19 protein-coding genes and 1 tRNA gene are annotated in these 24035 nt (G+C 70.2%); 8 read left to right on the top strand and 12 right to left on the bottom strand.

Translation table 11 applies throughout. From position 1 onward, the window contains the following. Positions 1–213: 213 nt before the first annotated feature. Positions 214–1731, bottom strand: coding sequence for a VMAP-C domain-containing protein (locus ACTMVF_RS03155; RefSeq protein WP_441269380.1), 1518 nt, complete (start codon positions 1729–1731; stop codon positions 214–216). A 75-nt stretch (positions 1732–1806) separates the two neighbouring features. Further along, on the bottom strand, positions 1807–2115 hold the full coding sequence (locus ACTMVF_RS03160) for a trypco2 family protein (protein ID WP_441269381.1): 309 nt from the start codon (positions 2113–2115) through the stop codon (positions 1807–1809). Between the two features lie 215 nt (positions 2116–2330). Between ACTMVF_RS03160 and ACTMVF_RS03165 the strand changes: the two genes are divergently transcribed. Then, positions 2331–3560: an amidohydrolase family protein gene (locus ACTMVF_RS03165; protein ID WP_441269382.1), complete on the top strand. Its 1230-nt coding sequence runs from the start codon at positions 2331–2333 to the stop codon at positions 3558–3560. Between the two features lie 234 nt (positions 3561–3794). On the opposite strand, the gene ACTMVF_RS03170 is transcribed toward ACTMVF_RS03165, so the two are convergent. From ACTMVF_RS03170 to ACTMVF_RS03185, 4 genes are all read right to left on the bottom strand, one after another. Continuing rightward, positions 3795–4565, bottom strand: coding sequence for a glycosyltransferase family 2 protein (locus ACTMVF_RS03170; protein WP_441269383.1), 771 nt, complete (start codon positions 4563–4565; stop codon positions 3795–3797). Further along, positions 4562–5131, bottom strand: a complete 570-nt coding sequence (locus ACTMVF_RS03175; protein WP_441269544.1) for a UTRA domain-containing protein — start codon at positions 5129–5131, stop codon at positions 4562–4564. Before ACTMVF_RS03175 ends, ACTMVF_RS03170 begins: the two co-directional genes overlap by 4 nt. A gap of 443 nt (positions 5132–5574) precedes the next feature. Beyond that, on the bottom strand, positions 5575–9702 hold the full coding sequence (locus ACTMVF_RS03180; RefSeq protein ID WP_441269384.1) for an nSTAND1 domain-containing NTPase: 4128 nt from the start codon (positions 9700–9702) through the stop codon (positions 5575–5577). Positions 9703–10157: 455 nt separating this feature from the next. Further along, a complete protein-coding gene (locus tag ACTMVF_RS03185; protein ID WP_441269385.1) occupies positions 10158–12152 on the bottom strand; it encodes a hypothetical protein in 1995 nt (664 codons plus the stop codon). Positions 12153–12304: 152 nt separating this feature from the next. Between ACTMVF_RS03185 and ACTMVF_RS03190 the strand changes: the two genes are divergently transcribed. Together ACTMVF_RS03190 and ACTMVF_RS03195 are read left to right on the top strand one after the other, a co-directional pair. Further along, positions 12305–13471, top strand: a complete 1167-nt coding sequence (locus ACTMVF_RS03190; protein WP_441269386.1) for a hypothetical protein — start codon at positions 12305–12307, stop codon at positions 13469–13471. A gap of 63 nt (positions 13472–13534) precedes the next feature. Continuing rightward, the gene (locus ACTMVF_RS03195) at positions 13535–13801 is read left to right on the top strand and encodes a tyrosine-type recombinase/integrase (protein WP_441269545.1); all 267 of its coding nucleotides are present in this window, start codon (positions 13535–13537) and stop codon (positions 13799–13801) included. An 83-nt stretch (positions 13802–13884) separates the two neighbouring features. Here the strand turns inward: ACTMVF_RS03195 and ACTMVF_RS03200 are convergent. From ACTMVF_RS03200 to ACTMVF_RS03210, 3 genes are all read right to left on the bottom strand, one after another. Beyond that, a tRNA-Pro gene (locus ACTMVF_RS03200) sits at positions 13885–13958 on the bottom strand. A gap of 33 nt (positions 13959–13991) precedes the next feature. Beyond that, positions 13992–14801: a Pr6Pr family membrane protein gene (locus ACTMVF_RS03205; protein WP_441269387.1), complete on the bottom strand. Its 810-nt coding sequence runs from the start codon at positions 14799–14801 to the stop codon at positions 13992–13994. 211 nt (positions 14802–15012) lie between these two features. Continuing rightward, complete coding sequence (locus ACTMVF_RS03210) at positions 15013–15939, bottom strand: metallophosphoesterase (RefSeq protein ID WP_441269388.1); 927 nt, start codon at positions 15937–15939, stop codon at positions 15013–15015. A gap of 129 nt (positions 15940–16068) precedes the next feature. Here ACTMVF_RS03210 and ACTMVF_RS03215 point away from each other — a divergent pair, with 129 nt between their 5' ends. Beyond that, a complete protein-coding gene (locus ACTMVF_RS03215; RefSeq protein WP_128433690.1) occupies positions 16069–16533 on the top strand; it encodes a GatB/YqeY domain-containing protein in 465 nt (154 codons plus the stop codon). A gap of 179 nt (positions 16534–16712) precedes the next feature. Here ACTMVF_RS03215 and ACTMVF_RS03220 read toward each other — a convergent pair whose 3' ends face one another. Next, positions 16713–19001, bottom strand: coding sequence for a transglycosylase domain-containing protein (locus ACTMVF_RS03220; protein ID WP_441269389.1), 2289 nt, complete (start codon positions 18999–19001; stop codon positions 16713–16715). 524 nt (positions 19002–19525) lie between these two features. Here ACTMVF_RS03220 and wblA point away from each other — a divergent pair. Beyond that, the gene (gene wblA, locus ACTMVF_RS03225; RefSeq protein WP_062697668.1) at positions 19526–19864 is read left to right on the top strand and encodes a transcriptional regulator WblA; all 339 of its coding nucleotides are present in this window, start codon (positions 19526–19528) and stop codon (positions 19862–19864) included. Positions 19865–19951: 87 nt separating this feature from the next. Here the strand turns inward: wblA and ACTMVF_RS03230 are convergent, their stop codons facing one another. Both ACTMVF_RS03230 and ACTMVF_RS03235 read right to left on the bottom strand, forming a co-directional pair. After that, positions 19952–21352 carry an ArsA family ATPase gene (locus ACTMVF_RS03230; protein WP_441269390.1) on the bottom strand — a complete coding sequence of 467 codons (1401 nt, stop codon included), beginning with the start codon at positions 21350–21352 and terminating at the stop codon, positions 19952–19954. Positions 21353–21404: 52 nt separating this feature from the next. Then, positions 21405–22382 (bottom strand): ArsA family ATPase, encoded by a 978-nt coding sequence (locus ACTMVF_RS03235; RefSeq protein WP_441269391.1) that lies wholly within the window; start codon positions 22380–22382, stop codon positions 21405–21407. 106 nt (positions 22383–22488) lie between these two features. Between ACTMVF_RS03235 and ACTMVF_RS03240 the strand changes: the two genes are divergently transcribed. From ACTMVF_RS03240 to ACTMVF_RS03250, 3 genes are all read left to right on the top strand, one after another. Beyond that, positions 22489–22650, top strand: coding sequence for a DUF4177 domain-containing protein (locus tag ACTMVF_RS03240; RefSeq protein WP_003975360.1), 162 nt, complete (start codon positions 22489–22491; stop codon positions 22648–22650). Further along, positions 22647–23114, top strand: a complete 468-nt coding sequence (locus tag ACTMVF_RS03245) for a RidA family protein (protein ID WP_301998407.1) — start codon at positions 22647–22649, stop codon at positions 23112–23114. Before ACTMVF_RS03240 ends, ACTMVF_RS03245 begins: the two co-directional genes overlap by 4 nt. Positions 23115–23201: 87 nt before the next feature. Then, positions 23202–24029: a nucleotidyltransferase gene (locus ACTMVF_RS03250; protein WP_441269392.1), complete on the top strand. Its 828-nt coding sequence runs from the start codon at positions 23202–23204 to the stop codon at positions 24027–24029. Positions 24030–24035: the final 6 nt, after the last annotated feature.

Consider the following 24035-nt stretch of genomic DNA (forward strand, 5'->3'; position numbering starts at 1 on the left):
TGCAGTGCGTGCACTGCGGAAGCAAGTGCGTACGGGGGCTCGCGCACGGTGTGCGCATGGGCACGTCAGGGGCGGGGAAGCGGGTGCGACACAGACGCGGACCAGCGGATGCACGCTGCTGCATATCGGGGCAGCCCCTCTCGCCGCGGGCGGATGGACCCTGGGTCCGTGCCATCTGTGCCACCCGTGCCCGGCCTCCGCCTCCGCCCCCGGTCACGGCTTCACCGGCCGGTGGTCGGGCCCGGGAGGGCCGGGTCTGCGTTCCGGATCGTCGAGCAGGATCGCAAGATGGCGTCCCACGTGGTTGTCCCAGCCCTCCGGCCCCATGGCCAGAGCTTCCTTGCGCCATTTTCCGGTCCGCTCCAGCAGACCGGCCAGCCCGCGGTCCTGCACGATGTCGGCCACCGCCTCCTTGAAGGAGGGGTCGGAACAGTCGCCGCGGTGCCAGAGCATGGCCGGTATGCCCGACCGCAGTCCCGCGAGGTACTCCTGACGGCCGGTCACGGAGTCGGTGCCCGGGGGTTCGCTGAGCACCAGACAGACCGCCTGCTCGTCCTCCTTCAACTCCCGCTCCAGATGGAAGTGGGAGCGGCCCGGACGGTTCCAGTGCGAGTGGGTGTCGGCCGGCCGCTCCTTGAACTGGCGCCATTTGTTGTGCCACGGCCGGTGCCAGGCGGCCTTGCGCAGGCGCTCGAACGACCGTACGAGCACCGCGTAGTCCATCACCAGCGGTGTCGGCGAGGCCGAGTCCGACTCCTTGTGCCACCACTCGACCGGCTCGCCGAGCAGTTCCCAAGGGAGGATGAACTCGAGCACGACCGGCTGACGCAGGTCCGACCAGCGTTCCTCGGTCTGCTCGATGAGGAGCTCGACCTCCGAGGGAAGCTGGTCGCGGTGCAGGTGCAGCGTCTCGCCGGGCACCGGATGCCAGCCCTCCGCATCCGACTGCCGCCAGTGGGAGAGGTAGTACCGCTCGGGATCCACCCCGTCGGGTTCGAACTGGATCATCAGATACGCCGGTACCAGCGAAGGGGGCGGCTGGGCAACTCCGCTGCGCTGCCATTCCGCCAGCTTCTCCTCCAGCTCCCAGGCGCGGGCCTGCCGACGGAGCCAGCGGCGCAGCTCCTCGGCCGCCGGCGCCTGTCCGTCCTCCATCAAGTGGTCGGCGGCCAGCGACAGGAACGCCATGCTCACCGGTAGGTCCTTCGCGCCGGAGTTGTCGCCGGCCAGCCGCAGGAACACCGTCCAGCCCGTGTCGCACCACGGGGGAAGCTCCTGGGTGCGTGAGCGGCTCGCCCGCCGCGCCAGGGTCGCGAGGGTGGACGACGACCGCATCTCCCGGAGTATGTGCCGCAGGGGGAGCAGATCGGCGCCGTCGAAGAAGTCCACGGCCTCCCACTCGTCCACCAGGGGCCGCAGCGTCGTCACGGCGACGGACTGCTGCTCGACGTAGCCCAGGCAGCGCACCAGACACGGCAGCCCGTCCGGTATCTGGGTGCACTGCTCGACGAGGTGCAGCAGCCACGGCCGCAGCGACTCGTTGCGCAGGGGTTCCACGGGCGAGCCCAGTTCCTGGCTGAGCATGGTCACCAGCAAGTCGACGCTGGTCGGCTGCCGCATGGTGGTCGATTCCTGGAGTACGTCGACGACCTCGGCCATCAACTCGTTGCGAACCCGTGCAGGGCTGCGCCCTTCCACCCCCGTGACCTCCCGATCGCCACCAGTCGTCATCGAGTTCCTACCGACAGTCGTCGACCCAGCGTACGGCCACAACTCCAGCCACGTCAGGGGCGCGAAGCGCGCGGATCAGCGTTCCGCGTCGGTCTCGTCCCCGGCGATCAGCACAGTGCGCCGCGTTCCGTCCGGCGCGACCAGTTTGGGCTCCAGGGTGAGGCTGATCCGGTGCGTCCGTGACGACTCCGACTGGGTGTCACCGCCCGCCTCGACGACCCAGAACCGCACCTTCCCGGCTGCTCCGCCTCTGCGCCCCACCATGACGGTCGCCTCGATCTCCACCGCCCCGAGCTCGAACCGCACCGGCGCGGCCGACCCGTCCGCCAGGGCCGCGTTCAGCTCGTGACGCAACTCCCGGATCATTTCTGCGAGTTCGATCACTTGGGGATCGTAGCGGCGCACACGGGACCCGGCAGCCCCCTGCGTCGGACCTTCGCGAACTCGCCTCGATTCACCGCTGACCGGATGGCCCCTTGCCGTCGCCGGGGAGGCCCCTTACTGTGAACCACAAATCTGATGGACCGTCAGATTCGGATCGTGATCCGGTTTTCCGGCGGTCCGCCGGCAGGCACGAGGCAGGCACTAGGGGGCCAGACGTGGCGACCGCCAACCGCAGCACCACCGACAGCAGCACCAAGGATCTGCCCAAGGTCATCAGCGTGGACGATCACGTGATCGAGCCCGCGCACCTCTTCGAGACCTGGCTTCCGGCCAAGTACCGGGACCGGGGCCCGAAGCCCCTCACCGCCGGGATCGGCGAACTGGAGTACATCGGCGGGAAGTACCGGTTCACCACGGACCCGGACGGCCAGATCACCGACTGGTGGGAGTACGAGGGCGACCTCTTCCCGTACAAGCGCATCATCGCGGCCGTCGGCTTCTCCCGGGACGAGATGACGCTGGACGGCATCACCCGCGAGCAGATGCGGCGCGGCTGCTGGGACCCCAAGGCGCGGCTGGCGGACATGGACATCAACCATGTCGAGGCCTCGCTCTGCTTCCCCACCTTCCCCCGCTTCTGCGGCCAGACCTTCGCCGAGGCCAAGGACAAGGATGTCGGGCTGGCCTGCGTGCGCGCCTACAACGACTGGATGGTCGAGGAGTGGTGCGGCGACAGCGGCGGCCGGCTGATCCCGCTGTGCCTCATCCCGCTGTGGGACATCGACCTCGCGGTCGCGGAGATCCACCGCAACGCGGCGCGCGGGGTGCGCGCGGTGACGTTCAGCGAGATCCCGACCTATCTGGGCCTGCCTTCCATCCACTCCGGTTACTGGGACCCGTTCTTCGCGGCCTGCGAGGAGACCGGCACGGTCGTCAACATGCACATCGGCTCCTCCTCCCAGATGCCGGCCGCGTCCCCCGACGCCCCGCCCGCCGTCCAGGCGTCCCTGTCCTTCAACAACGCCATGGCGTCGATGATGGACTTCCTCTTCTCCGGGGTCCTGGTGAAGTTCCCCCGGCTGAAACTCGCGTACAGCGAAGGCCAGATGGGCTGGATCCCGTACGCCCTCGAACGCGCCGACGACGTCTGGGAGGAGCACCGGGCCTGGGGCGGCGTGAAGGACCTGATCCCGGAGCCGCCGTCGACGTACTACTACCGCCAGATCTTCTGCTGCTTCTTCCGCGACAAGCACGGCATCGAGGCCATCGAGACGGTCGGCGTCGACAACGCGACCTTCGAGACGGACTACCCACACGTCGACTCGACCTGGCCGGACACGAAGCGGGTGGCCGCGGAGCACGTGGGCGGTCTCTCCGACGAGGTGGCCTACAAGCTGCTGCGGGGCAACGCGATCCGGATGCTCGACCTGTCCTTCGACCAGTGACGCAGCGGGCTCGACAGGCGGACGGCCCAGTCGTCCGCCAGGCCTCCGCCACTGCCATGCGCGCCGCTCGTTCCGCCGGGTCCAGGTGGGCCGACGGGCTGGTCGCCTGGTCCTTCCGCTTGCGGTGGGAGAGTCCGCCAGCCCCGTCCCAGCCCCTGCTGCGGCTCCGCCGAGCGCGTGCGCGGGGCGGCCCCGTCGGTGTTCGGTTGCCTCTCCGTCACCGGATGGCGGCGGTCACCGGCCCGGCGGATACCACCAGTCGAAGGAGGCCAGTGCCCGCGCCCTGGCCTCGGCCACTGCCATGCGCGCCGCTCGTTCCGCCGGGTCCAGGTGGGCCGACTGGCCGGTCGCCTGGCCCTCCCACTTGCGGTAGAGGAGCCCCACCTCCGCCGAGAACCAGCCCCGGCTCACGGAGTTGAGGGCGAGCAGCAGGCCCGTGTCCTCGGAGGCGGGGAGCGCCATCCAGCCGCCGAGGGCGAGCAGGAGGTCCCGGCGTACGCAGAGGGTCGCCGGGTGGACCGGGGCGCGGAAGTCGTTCGCCTTCCAGAAGTCGAGTACGGCGCCTCGCTCGACGGGCCCGTCGTCGGGGTCGCCGGGGAATCCGGCCGTCGTACCGTCCGGCAGGAGATCCAGGACCCGGGAGGTCGTCCAGCCGATGGTCCGGTCGGCTTCCAGGACCGCCAGGTCACGGGCGAGGGCACCCGGGGTGAGCTGGTCGTCGGCGTCGAGGATCTTCACGTACTCGCCCTCGGCGTGCGCGAGCGCGATGGTGCGCGCCACGCCGGGCCCCCCGGGCCGGCCCTGGCGGAACGTCACGCGCGCGTCATCGGGGACGTACGGGCGGACCTGGTCCGTCTTCCCGTCCTCCTGGATCACCCACCGCCATTCCCACCCCGCCGGCAACTCCTGCGCGCGCAGCGACTTGTGGGCGTCCGGCAGGAACGCCGCCGAAGGGCCGTGGACAGCCGTGACGATGATGACGCGCCGACCCACCGCGGCACTCACCACCTTTCCAGGAGAGTGGTGAAAAGCAGTTCCGTGCGGTCCCCGGGCAGCGTCACCTCGGAGATCTCCACCACGCGGTCGATGATGTCGTACGACGTCTTGCGCAGCAGGATCACCGGCGCCCCCGGCGGCAGGCCCAGCTCCCACGCCTGCCGAGGCGTCGCCGGCCGCGCGGTGACCCGTTCCTCGACCCGGCCCACCTCGATGCCGACCGTGTGGAGCTGGTTCTGGGTGCCGCCCGGCCAGGGCTCGTGGGAGTCGTCCAGAAGAGCGGGGTTCGCGGCGATCATGGCGCGGACGAGGTAGGACGTCACGAGGCTGAACGGGGCGCTCTCGGCCGAGCACCGCGTCCGGTAGACGCGCTCCAGGAGCGGGGTCCCCTCCGGCACGCCGAACGCGTCCGCCAGTTCCGGGGGCGCGGCGACCTCCCGGTACCGCGCGTGGAAGACGAGGTCCCGCACCTGAAGCCCGGTGTCGCGCTCCGTGGCCCCGGTCGCGGCCCGCGTGGCGAGCGGGCGGCGTGCCCGGTCCTTCTCCCACTGGTGCCGGTGGTTGTCGCGGAGCATCGGGGTGCGGGGGCGTCGCAGGTCGTCCACGATCACTTCGTACGCCTTTGGCACAGGATCAGCGTACGACTCCGCGAAAGCTCCCGCCGGGCCGGGCAGGTCCCGGGCCGGCGGCGCCGCGGACATGAGAAGGCCCGACCGCTGGCGACGGGGGATGCACCAGCGATCGGGCTGAGCCCACAGTAACAAGGCTGTCTGCCTCGCGGGAGCCGCCCGCTCGGCTGCGGCCCGGGGTTGTGATCGGGATCACGGAAACCGCTCTCGATCGAACCCCCGTCATGTCACTTGAGTTCCCGCCCCGTCACTGAGCGCATGGAGCGCGGCCGTACCCGCTCTTACCGGGGTTTACGGCCTGCTCGGATCTACCGCGTGCACGGGTCCACCGCGGGGTCTACCGCCGGCACGGGGTCTACCGCCGGAACAGGGCTCCCGCCGGAACGGGGCTACCGCCGGCACGGCGGCTCGTACGACAGCCGAGGCAGATACTCATGCCACTTCTCCCGCGTCAGCACGCCCTGTGTGCTCGAGCAGACGTGGCGGATCGCCTGGTCGACGTCCAGATTCCACAGCCGGATGGTGTCGGTGCCGCTGGAGACGCCGAGCATGTGGCTCGTCGGGCTGAACGACAGGAAGTTGCCCGTCTTGGCGTTGGGGCTCATCGCCTGGCCGACGGCGGAGGCGTCGGACGGGGAGGTGACGTTCCACAGCCGGACCGTGTTGTCGTTGCCGCCGCTGGCCAGATAACGCCCGCCCTCCCTGAACGTCAGGGAGACGACCGCTTCGGTGTGGCCGGTGAGGGGGTCGCCGTGCGGAGTCGCCTCGCGCGGGTCGGTGACGTCCCACAGCCGTACGGTGTCGTCGTCGCTGCCGCTGGCCAGCGTATGGCCGTCGGGGCTGTAGGCGAGCGCGTTGACCGGCCCGGCGTGCCCGGTGAGCGGGGCGCCGAGCAGGGTGGGACGGCGGGGGTCGGTCACCTTCCACAGCCGGATCGTGGCGTCCGCGCTGCCGCTGGCGAGGGTACGGCCGTCCCGGCTGAAGGCGAGGGAGTTGATGTAGCCGGTGTGCCCGGTGATGGGCGGGCCGAGCGGCACGACATGGGCGGGGTCGCTGACGTCCCACAACCGGAGGGTGCGCTCGTCCCAGGCGGTGGCCAGCGTGCGCCCGTCCGGGCTGTACGCCAGCGCGTCGGGGCCCATGAACCGGGTGCGCAGCATGATGGGGGAGTCGTAGGCGACCGGGCGTGCCGGATCGCTGACATTCCACAGGCGCACACTCTGCTCGCCCGTCGTCACCGCGAGCGTGCGGCCGTCGGGCGAGAACACCTGGGAGCGCTGGCCGGTGTCCCCGGGCAGGAACGGCTTGCTCAGCGCCACCGGCCGGGCAGGATCCCGTACGTCCCACAGCCGGATCCGTCCGTCCCGCGCGGCCGTGGCGAGCACCTTGCCGTCCGGGCGGAACGCCCCGTTGCCGCCGGTCATGTCCGCCGTCGGAATCGACCACAGCCGGACCTTGCTGTCGCCGCTGCCGGTGGCGAGCGTACGGCCGTCGGGACTGAACCCGAGCGCGTACATCTCCCCGCTGGCGCCCGCGAGGGGCTCGCCGACCTGCGAGGGATACTCCCGGTCGCTGACGTTCCACAGGCTCGCGGTGCTGTCCGCGCTGGCGGCGGCGAGCATATTGCCGGCCGGGTTGAAGGCCACCGACCAGATGGGGCCGGTGTGCCCGGTGAGCGGGGAGCCGAGCTGGCCGCCGTGACGGGGATCGGAGATGTCCCACAGCCGGATCGTGTCGTCCGAGCTGCCGCTGGCGAGGGTGCGGCCGTCCGGGCTGAAGGCGACGGAGTGCACCAGGGCGGTGTGGCCGGTCAGCGTGGAAAGCGCCTTCGGCCGGTCCGGTTCGGACACGTCCCACAGCCGGATCGTCTTGTCGTCGCCCCCGGCCGCCAAGGTGTCGCCGTCGGGGCTGAACGCCACGGACCGCACGGCGGCCCCGGCCCCGGTCAGCGTGGCCGCCGCCTCGGGCCGCTGGGGATCCGCCACGTTCCACAACCGCACGGTCCGGTCCTCGCTGACCGAGGCGAGCGTACGGCCGTCCGGGCTGAAGGCGATCAGGTAGATCGTGCCCTTGTGGCCGGTCAGGGGCGCACCCAGCGGCCGCGGCCGGCTCGGATCCCGTACGTCCCACAGCCGGACCGTGCCGTCGTCGCCGGCGCTGGCGAGCGTGCGGCCGTCGGGGCTGAAGACCGCGCTGCTCACCCAGCTCTTGTGCCCGGTCAGGGGTTTGCCCAGCGGTTTGGGCCGCTCCCGGTCGGCCACGTCCCACAGCCGGACCGTCCGGTCATAGCTGGCGGTGGCCAGGAGCTTTCCGTTCGGGCTGAACGTGGTGAGGTAGACGGCGCCGGTGTGGCCGAGCAGGGGCGTGGCCAGCGGGGCGTTCACGATCGAGATCAGCCGACTGGTGGTGTCCTCGTCGTCCGGGCGCAGCCGGTGGGCGACCAGGTCGAGCTGGGCGGACAGCGACGGGTCCGAGTACTGGAAGCGGTCGGCCTCGGCGAGCACCTGCGCGAACTGGGCGTCGTCGCGCTGCTGCCAGGCGACCACCGCCGAGCCGACGGCCACCATCGCGAGCGCGACGAGCGCCGCCACCGCACCCCGGCTGATCCAGACCGTGCGCCGGCGCAGCCGGACCGCGGCGGCCAGGAACTCCATCGCGCTCCGGGTCAGAAAGGTGTCGCCGGCCGACCGCGCCCAGCTGTGGGCCTGCCCCAGCCGGGAGCCCCGGTAGAGCAGCGATGAGTCCCGCCCGGACTCCTCCCAGGCCCGGCCGTCCTCCTCCAGCCGCTGGCGCAGCAGATTGCCCTGCCGGTCGTCGTCGATCCAGTCCCGCAGCCGGGGCCAGGCATGGAGCAGCGCCTCGTGCGTGATCTCCACGGTCTCCGCGTCCAGCGTCACGAGCCGGGCCCGCACCAGCGCTTCGAGCGACTCCTCCGTCTTGCCCGGATCCGTCGACTCCGCCGCCAGCTGCCGCCGCGTCCCCCGCCTGCGCGTCGCCTGTGTGTCCTCGCCCAGCCGCACCAGCCTGAGCAGCAGCAGCCGCGCGGCCGTACGCGCCGCCGGATCGAGCCCGGACCAGGCGCGCTCGGCGGTGGCGGCGACGGCTCCCTGGATCCCCCCGGCCGCGCGATACCCGGCCAGCGTCAGCCGCCCCGCCTTGCGGCGCTGCCATGTGGCGAGCAGCGCGTGCGACAGCAACGGCAACACGCCCACGTTATGCGTCCCCCGCGGCCCGTCCGCACTCACCTCCCGCACGATCAGCTCCGCCAGCCCCGGCTCCAACTCCAGCCCCACGGCCTTGGCCGGCCCGGTCACCGCATCCCGCAACTCCGCGGTGGTGAGCGGCCCGAGCACCATGTGCCGGTGCTGCAACGCGTCGGCCAGCTCCGGGTGCCCCAGGCACTGCTCGTAGAAGTCGGCGCGTATGCCGAGGACGACGAGCGCGGGAGCCGGACCACCGGGTTCGACGGGCGTGCAGGCGGCGTGGAGGAGCCGGATGAAGGTACGTCGGTCCGCTTCGTCGGGGCAGAGGGTGAAGGTCTCTTCGAACTGGTCGACGATGAGGACGGGTGGGGTGGAGCCGGGGACGGCAGCGGGGTCTACGCGCCGGGCCCAGGCGAGGACGGCGTCACGTGTGGCCTGCACGAAGTCGGTGTGAGGCGCTTGGCCGCCGGGTTCCTCGGCCCCCGCCAACTCGCCGTTTCCTTCTTCGGCCCCGGCCCCGGCCCCGGCCCCGGCCCCGGCCCCGGCCCCGGCCCCGGCCCCGGCCTCGTCTTCCAACCCGTCTTGGTCCCCTGAGGACCCGCCTTCGCCCCCCGGGGAAGTGACAACGTCCGCGAGTTCCGGAATACGACGTGTCAGCTCGGCGAGCGGATCGGCACCCGGTACGAGCTGTGCCACCGCGCTCGACCGGCCACTCTCACCGCTCAGCGCACCGCTCTGCAGGGCCGGCACCAGGCCGGCGTTCAGCAGCGAGGACTTACCGGCGCCCGAGGCACCGACGAGCATGACGAGGCCGCCGGTCTTCCCCGCCGCGCGGAGCTGGGCGACCAGGGAAGCCGTACTCCGCTCCCGGCCGAAGAACCAGCCGGCGTCCTGCTGCCGGTACGAGGCCAGCCCCCGATACGGACACACCCCACCGGCAACCACGGGGACCTCGACCGGAGCCTGCTCCTCCTCTTCCCCGGCGGTCGCCCGCTCCCACAGCCGCTGCCACTGGCCGAGGTCGTACAGCCCGGCGGACACGGGCACGGGACGCGCGCGCCGAGCCTGGGGGATCAGGACATGCAGGACGGCTTGGAGCGCGGCGAACTGGGCAGGCACGTTCTTGGCCCGGCGCCAGTCACTGATCCGCTGGGCGGAGACCCGTACGGGCCGCCCGCGCTCATCGACCCGCTGAAGCCGGACGACCGCCTCGGCCACGCTCTTCAGCGGAGGATTGCCGGCCTCCTTGTAGAGCAGCGCGAGCCGTTCCGCGAAGGCTGTGCGTGCCCCCGCATCGGGACTCAAGGCCTCCACTCCCTTACCTCCGCCGCACTGGACATCCGGACCGGAAAACTCACTTTATACGGCTGACCTGCGGCAAAGGCGGGTTCCGGAGACCGGACACTCCTCCCCGGCACCCTCGACTGGCAGGATCACGACGCAAATGCGCATCACTCGCGCGTCGCTCAGGCAGGCCACCAGCCCAGAGCTCGGAGAGACCACTCATGGCGCCGCAAGTTCTTGGTCACCCTCGGCAGGATCCGCTTCCGCCGGATCCCCTCCCGCAGGATCCGCGAACACCTCGTGCCTCCCCCCTCCTGCTCGATCCACACTGACCCGCCGCGTACCTACACGGCAGGTTCTGCGGATCGACACCACCCCCGTCGTCCGGCACCGGTCCCCACGAGGGGAGGGACCGGTGCCGGACGACGGGTATTTCACCGCGCTTCGCCACACCGGCGAGTCCGCGCCGCGCCCCGCGTGGATCGTCATCTGGCGCTGGGGGGCTTCGGCCATGCCTCACCCTTGGCCGCGGCATCGAGGACATCACCGAGCCGTAGCCAGGCGGTCGGCCCCGCGTGGGAGGCAGGGCTCGTGGCGAAGCGGGACCATGCTTCGTCGTCACTGCCGAGCGTGGTCAACACCACGGAGACGACAGCTTCGTGGGCGGTGCGGTAAGACGTGCCGCCGACGGTGAGCGCGGTCCACGCCGGCAGGGCACGGATGAGCTCCGGTGTGCGGTCCGGCAGCGCGAGCACTCGCCGAGTCCAGGTCTCCCTCAGGTGGGGGCCGCCCCCCAGACGCTTTCGCAGATCCCGGGTGATCTGGAGCAGCGCGGCCTGCGGGGCGGAGTGGCGCGCCAGGACATCCGCGAAGGAGAGCGGGGAGCGGTGCGAGGCGGAGGCGAAGGACAGCAGCACCTTCTCCATGAGGTCGTCCCTGCCGGGATGACGGTCCAGGTAGTCGCGCAGAACGTCGCCGGAGGCCCGGGACAGCTCGGCCACGGTGATGTGCTCGGGGTCTCCGAGCGCGGCCTTTCGGACCGCCGTCGCGGGATCGCCCAGGATGCGCACGACGGCGGTGCGGATCTCGTCCAGCCGACGGTCGTCCTGCTGGGTCGAGTAGTCGACGCGCTCCCAGGAACCGCGGGAGCGCGGGCGGATGTGCCGCACCACGGCCCGCGCCTTCTCCCTCACCTCCTCCGACACTTCGGGCAGGTGGAGCAGCATGGTGTGGAGCCAGCGCAGGTCGCGGGGCCGGGGACGGCCGGGCTCGGGGTCCGGCTCCCACAGGAGCAGGGCGGCGACAGCCGTGGCGGCGAAGTCCCGGCCGAGCCTGGCGAGGAGTTCCTCCGATGCGAGCCACGTGTGTGGCTCGCCGTAGCGGTTCTTGGCCTCGGCGGGGTTGAGGATGTGCCGCCAGGCACCGTCGGCCCGCGACTTCACCCAGGTGACCGCGGCCCGGAGACCGTACTTCCGAAAGGGGACGGGGTCACTGAAGTAGTCCTCGATACGCTCCCGGTCACCGGGCTCGACGGCCTCGAGGTCATCGGCGAAACGAGCGCGCGTCACCTCCTCGGACGCACCGTCCCTGAGCATCCGGCAGAGGCGGGTGATCAGTTCGCTGACGTGGAACTCGGCCAGATCCTCGGCGGCCAGCTCCTCCAGCAACGACGGTTCCACATCCCAGGGAACGGTGCCCAGCAGGTGCTCACGGATGACATGCAGGGCGTCGCCGTCCTGCGCCCACTCGACCAGTTGCCGGTGGCGGCCGGTGTGCAGGGTCACCACGTGCTCCCACATGCCCTTCCAGGCTTTGCGGGCATCCCGGTACCTCTCGTACTGCGCCCAGCTGTCGTCGTCGGCGTCATCCGCGTCGTCCGCGTCGGACTCGTCCTCGAAGGCCGGAAACCGGGGGAGGAGGTCGACGGCGGCGAAGAACACCGCGTCATGCAGGCCGGGCTCACGCAGGACCACCTGCGCGACCGTCGGCTCCGTCAGGAGCTCCGGAGTCATGGGCTGCTTGTGCGGTCCTCGGTGCTGCAACTCGCTCACGACGGCCTGAGCCAGTACGTCCCCACAGTGCGCGCGGCCGACGGCGGCGAGCTGCTGAACGGAACAGCGTCGGAGGGCCTCAGCGCGCAGCGTGTCCGGGCACGAGGGGTGGGCGAGCGCGATCGTGGCGAGACGCATGGAGGAGCCCATGGAGGAGCTCATGGAGGAGCTCATGGAGGAGCCCACGGAGGGCTGGTCGTCCCTCCGCAGGTCGCTGTCCGTCGCGGCCTGGAGCATCCACTCCGGTGCACAGTCGCTCAACGCGCCTTGGAGGAGGGCCAGCACAAGATCGTCACGGGCGTTGCCCGGGGGCAGCGCCCGCGCCTTCTCCACAGCCATGCGGACCGGCGGAGAGTCCGAGTCCGCCTCTGCGGCAACGGTACGGAGAAACTCGATGGGCAGGCCGGAGCGCGGCTCGTCAGCGGTCATGCAATCCCCCCACGGATCGGTCATCGTGCGTAACCCATAGTGACCCATGCCTCTGACAACGCAGGTGAAAGGCTGAACAGTGGCCGAACAGCCATCCGTGAACGGTCCCATTCCCCCACGCGGAACGGCTCCCTACTGCCAAGCTCGGGTACGTGACGTACGTAGTGACCGTGGACACCTGCATCCCGGAGGGCACTCCGGAGATGGACCCACTTCAACGAGCGGGCGCCGTGGCGCTCATCGAGGACGGATTCGTCTCCGTCAAGTCCGTTGAAGGGCCTGACGGAGTCGAAGTCGATCTCATCGACAGCATCGTGGCCGTCTATCCGGGCGGCGCTCTGCTCAAGGTCATCGTGGATGCTCCGGCGCTGGAATTCGCCGAGGACGCGGTGCAGGCGCTGGTCGATGAGTTGCTGGAGCGCTCCGAGCTGCTGGCGGACTGGAAGATCGAACGGTGCGAGGTCGAACTCCACCCGGGCCTGGCCAAGGAGAGCCTCGACGCAGCCGACGGCCCCGACGTCCCGCCCGACGACCCGGCCGCTCGCAAGGCCCGGCACACCGAGAGCGCGCGCACCGAGAGCGCTGACGACAGCGACGACACCGAGGCGAAGGCCACGGCCGTGCGAAGCCGGATGCTGGGGTTGGCGGACGAACTGCGTGCGTTCTCCCCGGCGATGTTCGGTGTGCTCGATGCCGAAGGGAGGGACGAGGACGACGACGAGGACCACGAAGACGGGGCGGGGGGCAAGCAGTTCACCGGGAGCGCCCGACTCGCCGCCGGCGCCTTGGTCTACGCGACCGGCACCCTGGTGGACGAGCTGTTCGAAGACGTACAGGTCCTGACGCAGGAGGACACCAACGTCGCGGAATGCGAGGGCCCCTTGTGGCACTTGGAGCGACTGCCCGACCGGTACGCCCTCCGATACGACGCCCGGTTCGCCCGCCGCTTCCTGACGACCGTGATCGCGATGACCACCCGCTTCACCGACGGCAGCTTCCAGCAACTCAGCTGCGTGGCCGAGGAACTCGCCCTGAGGTTCCTGCTGAGCGGGGCGACCACGACTCTGGAACTGCACGGGCTTTTGGACGACGACGTAGCGTCCGCTCTCGAAGCATTCGCCGACAACGTGTACGAGGACATGGATCACGAGTGGCTCTACGACGACTCGTCGGACGGGGTCGACGAAGGAGCCGTAGGAGCCACCGGCGCGGCTCTCGGCATCGCCCCCATGGCGTTCGGGTCGTGGTTCACCCCGTTCGACGAGGGCAGGTACGTTCACCCATCAGCAACGGACGAACCCGACGCGGCGCCGCAATAAAGCTTCCCGCGGAGGGCCGCAGAATGCTCGACGCGGCAAACGTCACGGCGAGACTTCAAGGCCATCGTAAAGAAGGCCGGACTGAAGCCTGAGTGGACGCCGCGGGAGCTCCGGCACAGTTTCGTGTCCCTGCTCTCCGACCACGGCATCCCCTTGGAGCGGATCGCGTTCTTGGTCGGTCACAGCAGCCAGGCGACCAGAGAGGCGGTCTACCGGAAACAGCTCCGGCCTGTGATCACGCAGGCCGCCGAAGCGATGGACGACATCTTCGCCGAAGATCAGGAAGGGGAGGACACGGAGAGCCAGGAAGAGGGCGACGCGGTGGCCTGATCAAAATCGTTTGGCCCCCTGTTTGGCCCCCCGAGCATGACAGAGGGCCAATCGCAATCATGCGATTGGCCCTCTGACCAGCGTCGGGGTGGCGGGATTTGAACCCACGACCTCTTCGTCCCGAACGAAGCGCGCTGCCAAGCTGCGCTACACCCCGATGTCGCTGCTTGTCGCGGCGACGACGTTTACTCTAGCCCACCGGTGGCTGGAGACGAAATCCGGTTTTCGCGCGGTGACGGAGGCGGTGGCGGAGCGGGTTGGGGCGGGTGTGGTCGAGGGCTACCAAGAGGATGGCCAGGGCGTAGATGGCGAGGCCGATGAGGAGGCCGTTGGCAAGGACGCTCCGGTACCCGTGCCGGCCCACGTCGAGGAACGGGTAGAGGTAACGGGCCGGCGTCCCGGGGACGAGAAGCTCGCCTCGGATGAGGGTGAACGCCAGGTAGGTGAGGGGGTAGACCAGCCAGGTCGTTGCCTGGCGCAGGTGCAGGTTGCCGGCGGCCGTCAGGAGCAGCCAGTCCAGCAGGGCCGCGAGGGGCGTCACCGTGTGCAGGACCTGGGTCGTGAACGCGTGCCAGCCGGTCGGGTCGGTGGCCTCGCCCGTCAGGGCGCCGGGCAGCGTGAAAGGGCTCGACGGGTTCGCCAGGAGCAGGTGGTAGACCAGGCCCGTGACCAGGGCGTAGAGCAGCGTGGCGCCCGTCAGTGCGGACGGGAGCGGGCGGCGGGCGGTCCAGGCGCGGCGGGCCGCCAGGGCGAAGACCAGGGCCAGCAGGACGTTGGCCTGGATCGCGAAGTGGCTCAGGGTGCGCAGAGGGCTGCCGAGGGCCAGTTCCACGGTGACGGCCGTGGCCGCGGCCAGGGCGATCAGCAGGCGGTACCCGGCGGTCAAGGGGCGGCGCACCGGGGGCATCACCGCCGTGGCGGGGACGTGGGAGGGCAGCAGTGCGGGCATGCCCGGTATCGCGGGGAGGTCCGGCATGTCCCTGGGTATCGGGGCGGTCATGCCCTCACGCTAAGCAGGGCGGACAAAAGGGGCGATGCGGGTGGGCTGTGCGGGTTACGCCGAGCCGTCCCTATTTCGGCCGCTCCCCGATTCCCGCCCCCACCACTACCCGCGCCCTACCGACTGCCCCGCCCCCACCACTACTCGCGCCCTACCGACTCCCGCGCCCTACCGACCGCCCCGCCCCCACCACCTACTCCGCCCCCACCACCTACTCCCGCCCCACCAACGTCAACAACGTCGCCTCCGGCGGGCAAGCGAAGCGGAACGGCGTATAGCGATTCGTACCGCAGCCTGCCGAGACATGCAGGTACGCCGTACGCCCCTCCGCCGTGTGCGTCGACAGGCCCTTCACGCGGTCCGTGTCCAGGTCGCAGTTGGTGACCAGGGCGCCGTAGAAGGGGATGCAGATCTGGCCGCCGTGGGTGTGGCCGGCCAGGATCAGGGGGTAGTCGTCGGCCGCGTAGGCGTCCAGCACTCGCAGGTACGGCGCGTGCACCACGCCCATCGCGAAGTCGGCGGCGCCCGACGGGCCACCGGCCACCTGCTCGTACCGGTCCCTCTTGATGTGCGGGTCGTCCAGGCCGGTGAGCTCCACGGACACGCCCTCGACCTTCAGCGTCCCGCGTGTGTTCGTCAGGTTGAGCCAGCCCGCGGCGTCGAAGCCGTCGCGCAGGTCCTCCCACGGGTTGTGGATCGCGCCGACGACGGGCGGGTTGCCGTTCAGGCCGTGGCGGCCCTGGACCTTCTCCAGCAGGTAGCGGGCGGGGTTGCGCGGCCTCGGGCCGTAGTAGTCGTTCGAGCCGAAGACGTACGCGCCCGGGAACTCCATCAGCGGGCCCAGCGCGTCCAGGACCTCCGGCACGCCCTCCGGGTCGGAGAGGTTGTCACCCGTGTTGATCACGAAGTCGGGGCGCAGGCCGGCCAGCGAGCGCAGCCAGCGCTGCTTCTTGCGCTGGTCGCTCACCATGTGGATGTCGGAGACCTGGAGCACCCGCAGTGGACGCATGCCGGCGGGCAGGACGGGGATCGTCACCCGTCGCAGGCGGAAGGAACGGGCCTCGAAACCCGCCGAGTACAGCAGACCGGCGGCGCCAACCGCCGTGATTCCCAGGGGTACTCCGTATCGCGCTTGCATACGACCATCGTGTCAGACCGTGGGAGTGTCCCGTGTCCGGCCAGCTTGCGCCGTTTCCGGTACGACCCTTCGCGCAGCCCCTTGAAATCAACGGGCGTTCCGCACGCCACACCTGCGACAATCGGCGTCATGACCACGCTCAAGTCGAAGCTGCAGGAAGACCTCAACGCCGCGATCAAGGAGCGCGACGAGCTCCGCTCCTCGACGCTCCGGCTGACGCTCGCCGCGATCACCAAGGAGGAGGTCGCGGGCAAGGAGAAGCGCGAGCTCTCCGACGACGAGGTGCAGAAGGTGATCACCCGCGAGGCGAAGAAGCGTCGTGAGGCCGCCGACGCCTTCGCGCAGGGTGGTCGTGCCGAGTCGGCCGAGCGGGAGAAGGCGGAGGGCGAGGTCCTTGCCGCGTACCTGCCGAAGCAGCTCAGCGACGACGAGCTGAACCAGATCGTCGCCCAGGCCGTGGAAGAGGCCAAGGCGGCCGGGGCCGAGGGGCCGCGCGCCATGGGCGCCGTCATGAAGATCGTGAACCCCAAGGTCGCGGGCCAGGCGGAGGGCGGCCGCGTGGCAGCGGCGGTCAAGAAGCTGCTGGCCGGCTGACACCCACGGCACGGGGCAGCAGCCGACGGCTGCGAACGCCCCGTGCACGACCGGTCCTATACGGCAGACGGCCCCTGTCCCTCGTACGAAGGGACAGGGGCCGTCTGCCGTATAGGGGCCCGAGGGGCCCGCAGGGTTTCAAGGGCACTCAGGATCTCCCGGACCCTCGGTCCACCCCGTCAGTCACGCCCCCCGTTGCCGTTCCCGTTCGTCTGGCCCTGCCACCAGCCCTCCGGGAGCGTGAAGGTCGGTGTCGGCTCCGTGCCGCCGTCCGTGCCGCCGGTGTTTCCGCCGCCGACCAGGCCGCCGATCAGGTTGTCGTCGCCGTTGTCCCCGTCGTTGCCGCCGTTCTGGTTCCCGTTGTCGTCGCCGTTTCCGTCACCCTTGTCACGTTCCTCGTCGTCCGGGATGTGGATGGTGTTGAACTGCTCGACGGGCTTGCCATCGAGGGCGCCGGTCATGGCGTCCCGCCAGATCGGGCCCGGGACCCGGCCGCCGTAGACCAGGTCGTGGTACTGGCCGCCGATGTAGATGTTGCGCATCTTGACCTTCTGGGTGGCACTGCCGACCCAGACGGCGCCGGAGAGGTTCGGGGTGTAGCCGACGAACCAGGCGTTGCGGCGCTCGTCGGTCGTACCCGTCTTACCGGCGCTCTGGCGGTCGGTGAGACCGGCCTCCTTACCCGTACCGGAGTCGACCACGCCCTGCAGCAGGCTGTTGATGGTGTCCGCGGTCTGCTCGGACATCGCCCGTGAGCACGTCGACTTGGGCACCTCCAGCGACTTCTGCTCCCCGCCGACCTTCTGCGAGATCGACTCGATGGCGATCGGCGTGCAGTACATGCCGCGGGAGGCGAAGGCGGCGTACGCGCTCGCCATCGTCAGCGGCGAGAGGCCGACGGAGCCGAGGGCGATGGCGGGGCGTTCGGGGAGCTTGTCGCCGTTGCCCTGGCGGACCTGGAGCTTGTCGGTGATGTTGACCACCGGGCACAGGCCGATGTCGGCGATCATCTGCACGAAGTAGGTGTTGACCGACAGCTCCATCGCCTTCTTCAGACGGTAGGGGCCGCGCTCCGACTCGCTCTCGTTCTCCAGCTTCTCGCCGTTCCGGTTGGTCCACGGCGTGCTCTCGCACGTCTGGACCGGGCTCGGATACTCCATCTCGTACGGCGACGAGTACTCCTGCGTCGGCGGCCGGCCCTCCTCCAGCGCGGCCGCCGCGACGAACGGCTTGAACGTCGAACCGGTCGGGAAGCCGAAGTTGGAGCCGCCGTACGCCGAGTCGACCGAGTAGTTGAGCTCGGTCTCGTTCTTGCCGTAGCCGAACGGCTTCGACTGGCCCATGCCGAGGATCTTGCCGGTGCCGGGCTCGACCAGGGTGGCCGCGGCCGCGACCTTGTCCGTCTGGTTGACGTGGTCCTTGAGCGAGGCCTGGACCGACTCCTGGGCCTGCGGGTCGAGGGTGGTCGTGATGGTCAGGCCGCCCTGGTTCCAGACCTTGGCGCGGGCCTCGCGGTTCTTGCCGAAGACCGGGTCGCTGAGGAAGACCTTCTCGACGTACCTGCAGAAGAAGCTGGCGCCCTTGACTGCGGTGATGCAGCCGTTATTCGGCTTGCTGACCTTCAGGCCGAGCGGGGTCTCCTTGGCCTTGTCGGCCTCCGCCTGGGAGACGTCGCCGAGGTCGGCCATGCGCTGCAGCACGGTGTTGCGCCGCTTGGTGGCCTCGGCCTCGTCGTTGACCGGGTCGTAGCGGCTGGGTGACTGGACGATGCCGGCGAGCAGCGCGGCTTCCTGGAGCTTGAGGTCCTTGGCGGACTTGGAGAAGTAGCGCTGGGCGGCGGCCTCGACGCCGTACGCCTGCTGACCGAAGAACGTGATGTTCAGGTAGTTCTCGAGGATCTTCTTCTTGCCGAGCTCCTCCTCGACCTGGATCGCGTACTTCAGCTCCTTGATCTTGCGGCCGAGGGTCTGCTGGGTGGCCTGCGCGACCTTCGTCGCGTCGTCGCCGGCCTCCTCGACGAAGACGTTCTTCACGTACTGCTGGGTGAGCGTGGACGCGCCCTCGCTGACGCCGCCGCTCTGGGCGTTGCGGTTGAGGGCACGCAGGATGCCCTTCAGGTCGACCGCGCCGTGCTGGTAGAAGCGGGCGTCCTCGATCGCGACGATCGCCTTCTGCATGTACGGCGAGATGTCCTTGAGGTCGACCACCGTACGGTCGCGCGAGTAGACGGTGGCGATCGTGCCGCCCTTGGCGTCCAGGATCGTGGTGCGCTGACTCAGCGGCGGTGTCTTGAGGTTGGCCGGGAGTTCGTCGAAACTCTCGACCGATCCCTTGGCGGCAAGCCCCAGCGCGCCGACGGCGGGCAGTGCGATGCCGGCCAGCACGGCTCCCGCGAGCACACTGACACCGAGGAACTTGGCCGCCTGCTGCGTGGGCGACAGACCACCGCCTGAGCGCTTCTTTGGCATGGGGGCAGCCTAAACCGTAGAGATGAGCGAACCGAGGGCCGACTGCCCCTCAACGGGGCACGGTGAGGTGACGTTGGCCATGGCCTTGTGAAGGGGGCGTGCGCCGACGCAGGCCATGGCACGGCAAAGTCAGCCCATTTCCCGGACAGGCGTGCAGGCGTTGGCCTAAGCTGCTCTCAACTGTCACAGCAGTGCGGCCACGTATCAATACGTCCGGCGACCCCGAATCGTTGCGGAGGTTCCCCACTTTTTTGGTGGGCGCGTGTCCGAATCCGCCTTGTGTGTCATCCGGTGTCCGTTGTGACTCAACTGAACTGTCCCGGTTTGCCGGGAAAGTCACGCATGTCGCCAGCTCACTCCCCCGGGTGATCTGCCGCTTACCCATAGTCCGTTCGGGCCATTCAAGATTGGGCCCGAAGGGGGTGTTGCGCTGTGCCCACCTTCCGTAACGTCCTCAACTGGCGGCGGTGAATATGCCGCTGCCGCCGTGGGGGAGCCTCGATTCGGGAGAGGACGGCGCCGGTATGGGCTGGGTAGTCGACTGGAGTGCGCAGGCGGCCTGCCGCACTACCGATCCGGATGAACTGTTCGTTCAGGGAGCAGCGCAGAACAGGGCCAAGGCGGTGTGCACCGGATGCCCGGTGCGCACGGAGTGCCTGGCGGACGCGCTGGACAATCGCGTCGAGTTCGGCGTGTGGGGAGGCATGACGGAGCGGGAGCGCCGCGCACTGCTGCGCAGGCGACCAACGGTGACCTCCTGGCGCCGACTGCTGGAGACGGCGCGTACGGAGTACGAGCGAGGGGCGGGCATCCTGCCGCTCGACGACGACGAGGTGTACGAGAACTACGCGGCGGTGAGCTGAGGGGGCCACGAGGTCTCCTCGCACACCGCGGACCTCCTCGCACACTGCGGACAGGGTTTGCCCTCGGGCGGGCCCAACAGGCCTCCCTCAGGCGCCGACCGCGGGATCAGGCAGCTCCGGCCGGTTGGCCGCGAGCCGGTGTCCGATGTCCCGCAGTCCCGCGAGGTCATGCACATCGCCGGGCAGCGCGGCCACTTCGGCCACCGCCACCTCGGGGTGGAGCGCGGTGAAGCGGTCACGCGTGCGCTGCTCGCGGGAGAGCAGTTGCATCCGCTCGGCGTGCAGCCTCAACAGGCCTGCCGTGAGCTGGTCGACGGACCGCTCCAGATGCGGGGTGGCGGACTGTGGCTCGTCCGTGGCCGCGGTTCGCTCCATGTCCGTGACGGCGGGGGAGCCTTCGTCAGGAGCCGGTGCCTCGGAAGCGGCCGATTCTGAACTGTCGTACGTGTCGGGGGAGTTACGAAGTCCAGCTTTCCCGCCCTCCTGATCCACAATGCGGGGCTCTTCAAGATTTTCCGCGGCGGCGAGCGCCCGCTCGGCGGACAGCCGGTCGGCGCCGCTGCCGTGGACCCGGTTGAGCACCAGGCCGGCGAGCGGCATGTCCTCGGCGGCGAGCCGCTCCACGAAGTACGCGGCCTCACGCAGCGCGTCCCGCTCCGGGGCGGCCACGACGAGGAACGCCGTCCCGGGTGCCTGAAGCAGCTTGTACGTCGCGTCCGCGCGGGTACGAAAGCCCCCGAACATCGAGTCCATCGCGGCCACGAACGTCTGGACGTCCTTCAGCAGCTGACCGCCCAGCAGCTTGCCGAGCGCCCCCGTCATCATCGACATGCCGACGTTCAGGAACTTCATCCCCGCCCGCCCGCCGACCTTCGCCGGGGCCAGCAGGACGCGGATCAGCTTGCCGTCCAGGAACGAGCCGAGCCGCTTGGGCGCGTCCAGGAAGTCCAGCGCCGAGCGGGACGGCGGCGTGTCGACGACGATGAGGTCCCACTCGTCCCTGGCCCGCAGCTGGCCCAGCTTCTCCATCGCCATGTACTCCTGCGTGCCCGCGAAGCCCGCCGAGAGCGACTGGTAGAAGGGGTTGCCCAGGATCGCGGACGCCCGCTCGGGGTCCGCGTGCGCCTCGACGATCTCGTCGAAGGTGCGCTTCATGTCGAGCATCATCGCGTGCAGCTCGCCGTCGCCCTCGACGCCCTTCACCCGGCGCGGGGTGTTGTCCAGCGAGTCGATGCCCATGGACTGGGCGAGCCGGCGGGCCGGGTCGATGGTCAGCACGACCACTTTCCGCCCCCGCTCGGCGGCCCGCAGCCCCAGCGCCGCCGCGGTCGTGGTCTTGCCGACGCCGCCCGAGCCGCAGCACACCACGATGCGGGTCTTCGGGTCGTCGAGCAGCGGGTCGAGGTCGAGCACGCGCGCGGGGGAGAGGTGAGGGGGATGGTGCGGCTGGCGGGCGGCATCGTGCGCGTGGGCGGGTTCCGGACTCATGACATCCCCTGCTTCCGACGTACCGCGTACGGCTCCCGATAGGTGAACGAACTCATGACAGGCCCTGTTCCCGAAGCTCGCCCGCGAGTTCGTACAGGCCCGCCAGATCCATGCCCTCGGCCAGCAGGGGCAGTTCGTGCACCGGGAGCTCCAACTCCTCCAGGACCGCCCGCTGCTCGTGCTCCAGCGCGTGCCGCTCGGCGTACTCGCCGGCCTGCGCCAGCAGCGGGTCCACCAGCCGCTCGGCGTTCCCGCCGCGCCGCGCCCCGCCCAGCCCGGCCGAGGACAGCGACTTGGCCATGGCGGCGCGCGGCACACTGCGTACGAGTTCCAGATCGGTCGCGTCCAACACCTCGGGCCGCACCATGTTCACGATGATTCGCCCCACCGGCAGTCGCGCCGCCCGCAGCTCGGCGATCCCGTCCGCGGTCTCCTGGACGGGCATCTCCTCCAGCAGCGTCACCAGGTGCACGGCCGTCTCCGCCGACTTCAGCACCCGCATCACGGCCTGCGCCTGATTGTGTATCGGCCCGATCTTGGCGAGCCCGGCGACCTCGTCATTGACGTTCAGGAAGCGGGTGATGCGCCCGGTGGGGGGCGCGTCCATGACCACGTAGTCGTAGACGAACCGCCCGCTCTTCTCCTTCCGCCGCACCGCCTCACACGCCTTGCCGGTCAGGAGTACGTCCCTCAGTCCCGGCGCGATGGTGGTGGCGAAGTCGATGGCGCCGAGCTTCTTCAGGGCCCGGCCGGCGCCGCCCATCTTGTAGAACATCTGGAGGTAGTCCAGAAGGGCCAGTTCGGGGTCGATGGCGAGGGCATACACCTCCCCGCCCCCTGGAGCGACGGCGATCTTCCGCTCCTCATATGGCAGCGCCTCTGTCTCGAAGAGCTGCGCGATGCCCTGCCTGCCCTCGACCTCGACGAGAAGCGTCCGCTTCCCCTCGGTGGCGAGGGCGAGCGCGAGCGCGGCGGCGACCGTGGTCTTTCCGGTCCCGCCCTTGCCGCTGACGACCTGGAGCCTGCTCACGTCTTCGAGCCTAACCAGTCGCCGCGCGAGTCACGCGGCGGCCTGTGGACAACCTGACAGCGGTCGGCCGCATGGACCCCCGCGGGCAACGGATAAAGTCGGCCACATGACCAAGTGGGAATACGCAACCGTGCCGCTGCTCGTCCACGCCACGAAGCAGATTCTGGACACCTGGGGCGAGGACGGCTGGGAGCTCGTCCAGGTCGTGCCCGGGCCGAACAACCCCGAGCAGCTCGTGGCCTACCTGAAGCGGGAGAAGCAGGCGTGAGCGCCGTCGAGGCGAAGCTCGCAGAGCTGGGCCTGACGCTTCCGGAGGTGGTGCCTCCGTTGGCCGCGTACCAGCCGGCCGTGCAGTCGGGCGTGTACGTCTACACCGCCGGCCAGCTCCCCATGGTGGAGGGCAAGCTTCCGGTCACCGGCAAGGTGGGTGCGGAGGTGACGCCGGAGGAGGCCAAGGAACTGGCGCGTACGTGCGCGCTGAACGCGCTGGCCGCCGTCAAGTCCGTCGCGGGCGACCTGGACCGTATCGCGCGCGTGGTGAAGGTGGTCGGCTTCGTGGCCTCGGCCTCGGACTTCACCGGCCAGCCGGGCGTCATCAACGGCGCGAGCGAACTTTTGGCCGAGGTCCTCGGCGACAAGGGCGTCCACGCGCGCAGCGCGGTGGGCGTGGCCGTGCTGCCGCTGGACGCGCCGGTGGAGGTCGAGGTCCAGGTGGAGCTGACGCAGGCGTAGGCCTTCGGTGGTGGGGCGTGGGGGCGGCGTATCCCAGCCGCAAAAAAATGAGCCGCCCCCGACCTCCCGGCAGGGCACAGTGATCCCATGGCCGAAATCGCTCTCCGCAGAGGGCTCGACGCTCAGGGGTACATCGCGCGCGAAGGCTCCCTCGCGCGCGTTCCCCACGCCTTCCGGCCGGTCGTCGCCACCGCGCGTGACCGCCTGCTGGAGGTGTTCGGGGCGCGGATGCACAGCGCCTACCTCTACGGGTCGATTCCGCGCGGCACCGCGCGCGTGGGGCGCAGCGACCTGGATCTGCTGATCGCCCTGCACGCGGAGCCGACCGACGCGGACCGGGCGGACGCGCGCCTGCTCGACGAGGCGCTGGACAACGAGTTCGCGCAGATCGACGGGGCCGGGACGCTGCTGGACAGCCGTGGGCGGCTGCTGAGCGACCTGGAGACGTACGACCTCGGATGGTTCGTCGCCTGCCTCTGTACGCCTCTGCTGGGGGAGGATCTCGCCGAGTATCTGCCGCGCTACCGCCCCGACTCGCTGCTCGCGCGCGAGACCAACGGCGATCTCGGCCTCCTGCTGCCTCGGTGGCGCGAGCGGATCGCCGACGCCGACGACAGCGAGGACGCACGCAGGCCGCTCGTGCGGTTCATGTCGCGGCGTCTGGTGCGGACCGGGTTCACCCTCGTCATGCCCCGCTGGGGCGGGTGGACCAGCGATCTGCGGGAGATGGCGGAGGCCTTCGCGTCGTACTACCCCGCACAGGCCGAGCGGATGCGGGCGGCGGCCGTGCTCGGGTACGAGCCGACGGGCGACGCGGGCGTCCTCCGGTCGTACGTCGAGGACCTCGGGCCGTGGCTCGTGGACGAGTACGCGCGCGTGCACGGGGTCAAAGCGCCGCGGCCCCAGGAGGCGTAGGCACGG

The sequence above is a fragment of the Streptomyces sp. SD31 genome (assembly GCF_052068475.1).
In the GTDB taxonomy this organism is placed as follows: domain Bacteria; phylum Actinomycetota; class Actinomycetes; order Streptomycetales; family Streptomycetaceae; genus Streptomyces.

Excerpts from the sequence above, each read along its gene's own strand:
- ACTMVF_RS03155 (WP_441269380.1), bottom strand. The coding sequence starts at position 1,731 with ATGACGACTGGTGGCGATCGGGAGGTCACGGGGGTGGAAGGGCGCAGC.
- ACTMVF_RS03175 (WP_441269544.1), bottom strand. The coding sequence starts at position 5,131 with ATGCTCCGCGACAACCACCGGCACCAGTGGGAGAAGGACCGGGCACGC.
- ACTMVF_RS03185 (WP_441269385.1), bottom strand. The coding sequence starts at position 12,152 with ATGACCGCTGACGAGCCGCGCTCCGGCCTGCCCATCGAGTTTCTCCGT.
- ACTMVF_RS03205 (WP_441269387.1), bottom strand. The coding sequence starts at position 14,801 with ATGACCGCCCCGATACCCAGGGACATGCCGGACCTCCCCGCGATACCG.
- ACTMVF_RS03210 (WP_441269388.1), bottom strand. The coding sequence starts at position 15,939 with ATGCAAGCGCGATACGGAGTACCCCTGGGAATCACGGCGGTTGGCGCC.
- ACTMVF_RS03215 (WP_128433690.1), top strand. The coding sequence starts at position 16,069 with ATGACCACGCTCAAGTCGAAGCTGCAGGAAGACCTCAACGCCGCGATC.
- ACTMVF_RS03220 (WP_441269389.1), bottom strand. The coding sequence starts at position 19,001 with ATGCCAAAGAAGCGCTCAGGCGGTGGTCTGTCGCCCACGCAGCAGGCG.
- wblA (WP_062697668.1), top strand. The coding sequence starts at position 19,526 with ATGGGCTGGGTAGTCGACTGGAGTGCGCAGGCGGCCTGCCGCACTACC.
- ACTMVF_RS03230 (WP_441269390.1), bottom strand. The coding sequence starts at position 21,352 with ATGAGTCCGGAACCCGCCCACGCGCACGATGCCGCCCGCCAGCCGCAC.
- ACTMVF_RS03240 (WP_003975360.1), top strand. The coding sequence starts at position 22,489 with ATGACCAAGTGGGAATACGCAACCGTGCCGCTGCTCGTCCACGCCACG.
- ACTMVF_RS03250 (WP_441269392.1), top strand. The coding sequence starts at position 23,202 with ATGGCCGAAATCGCTCTCCGCAGAGGGCTCGACGCTCAGGGGTACATC.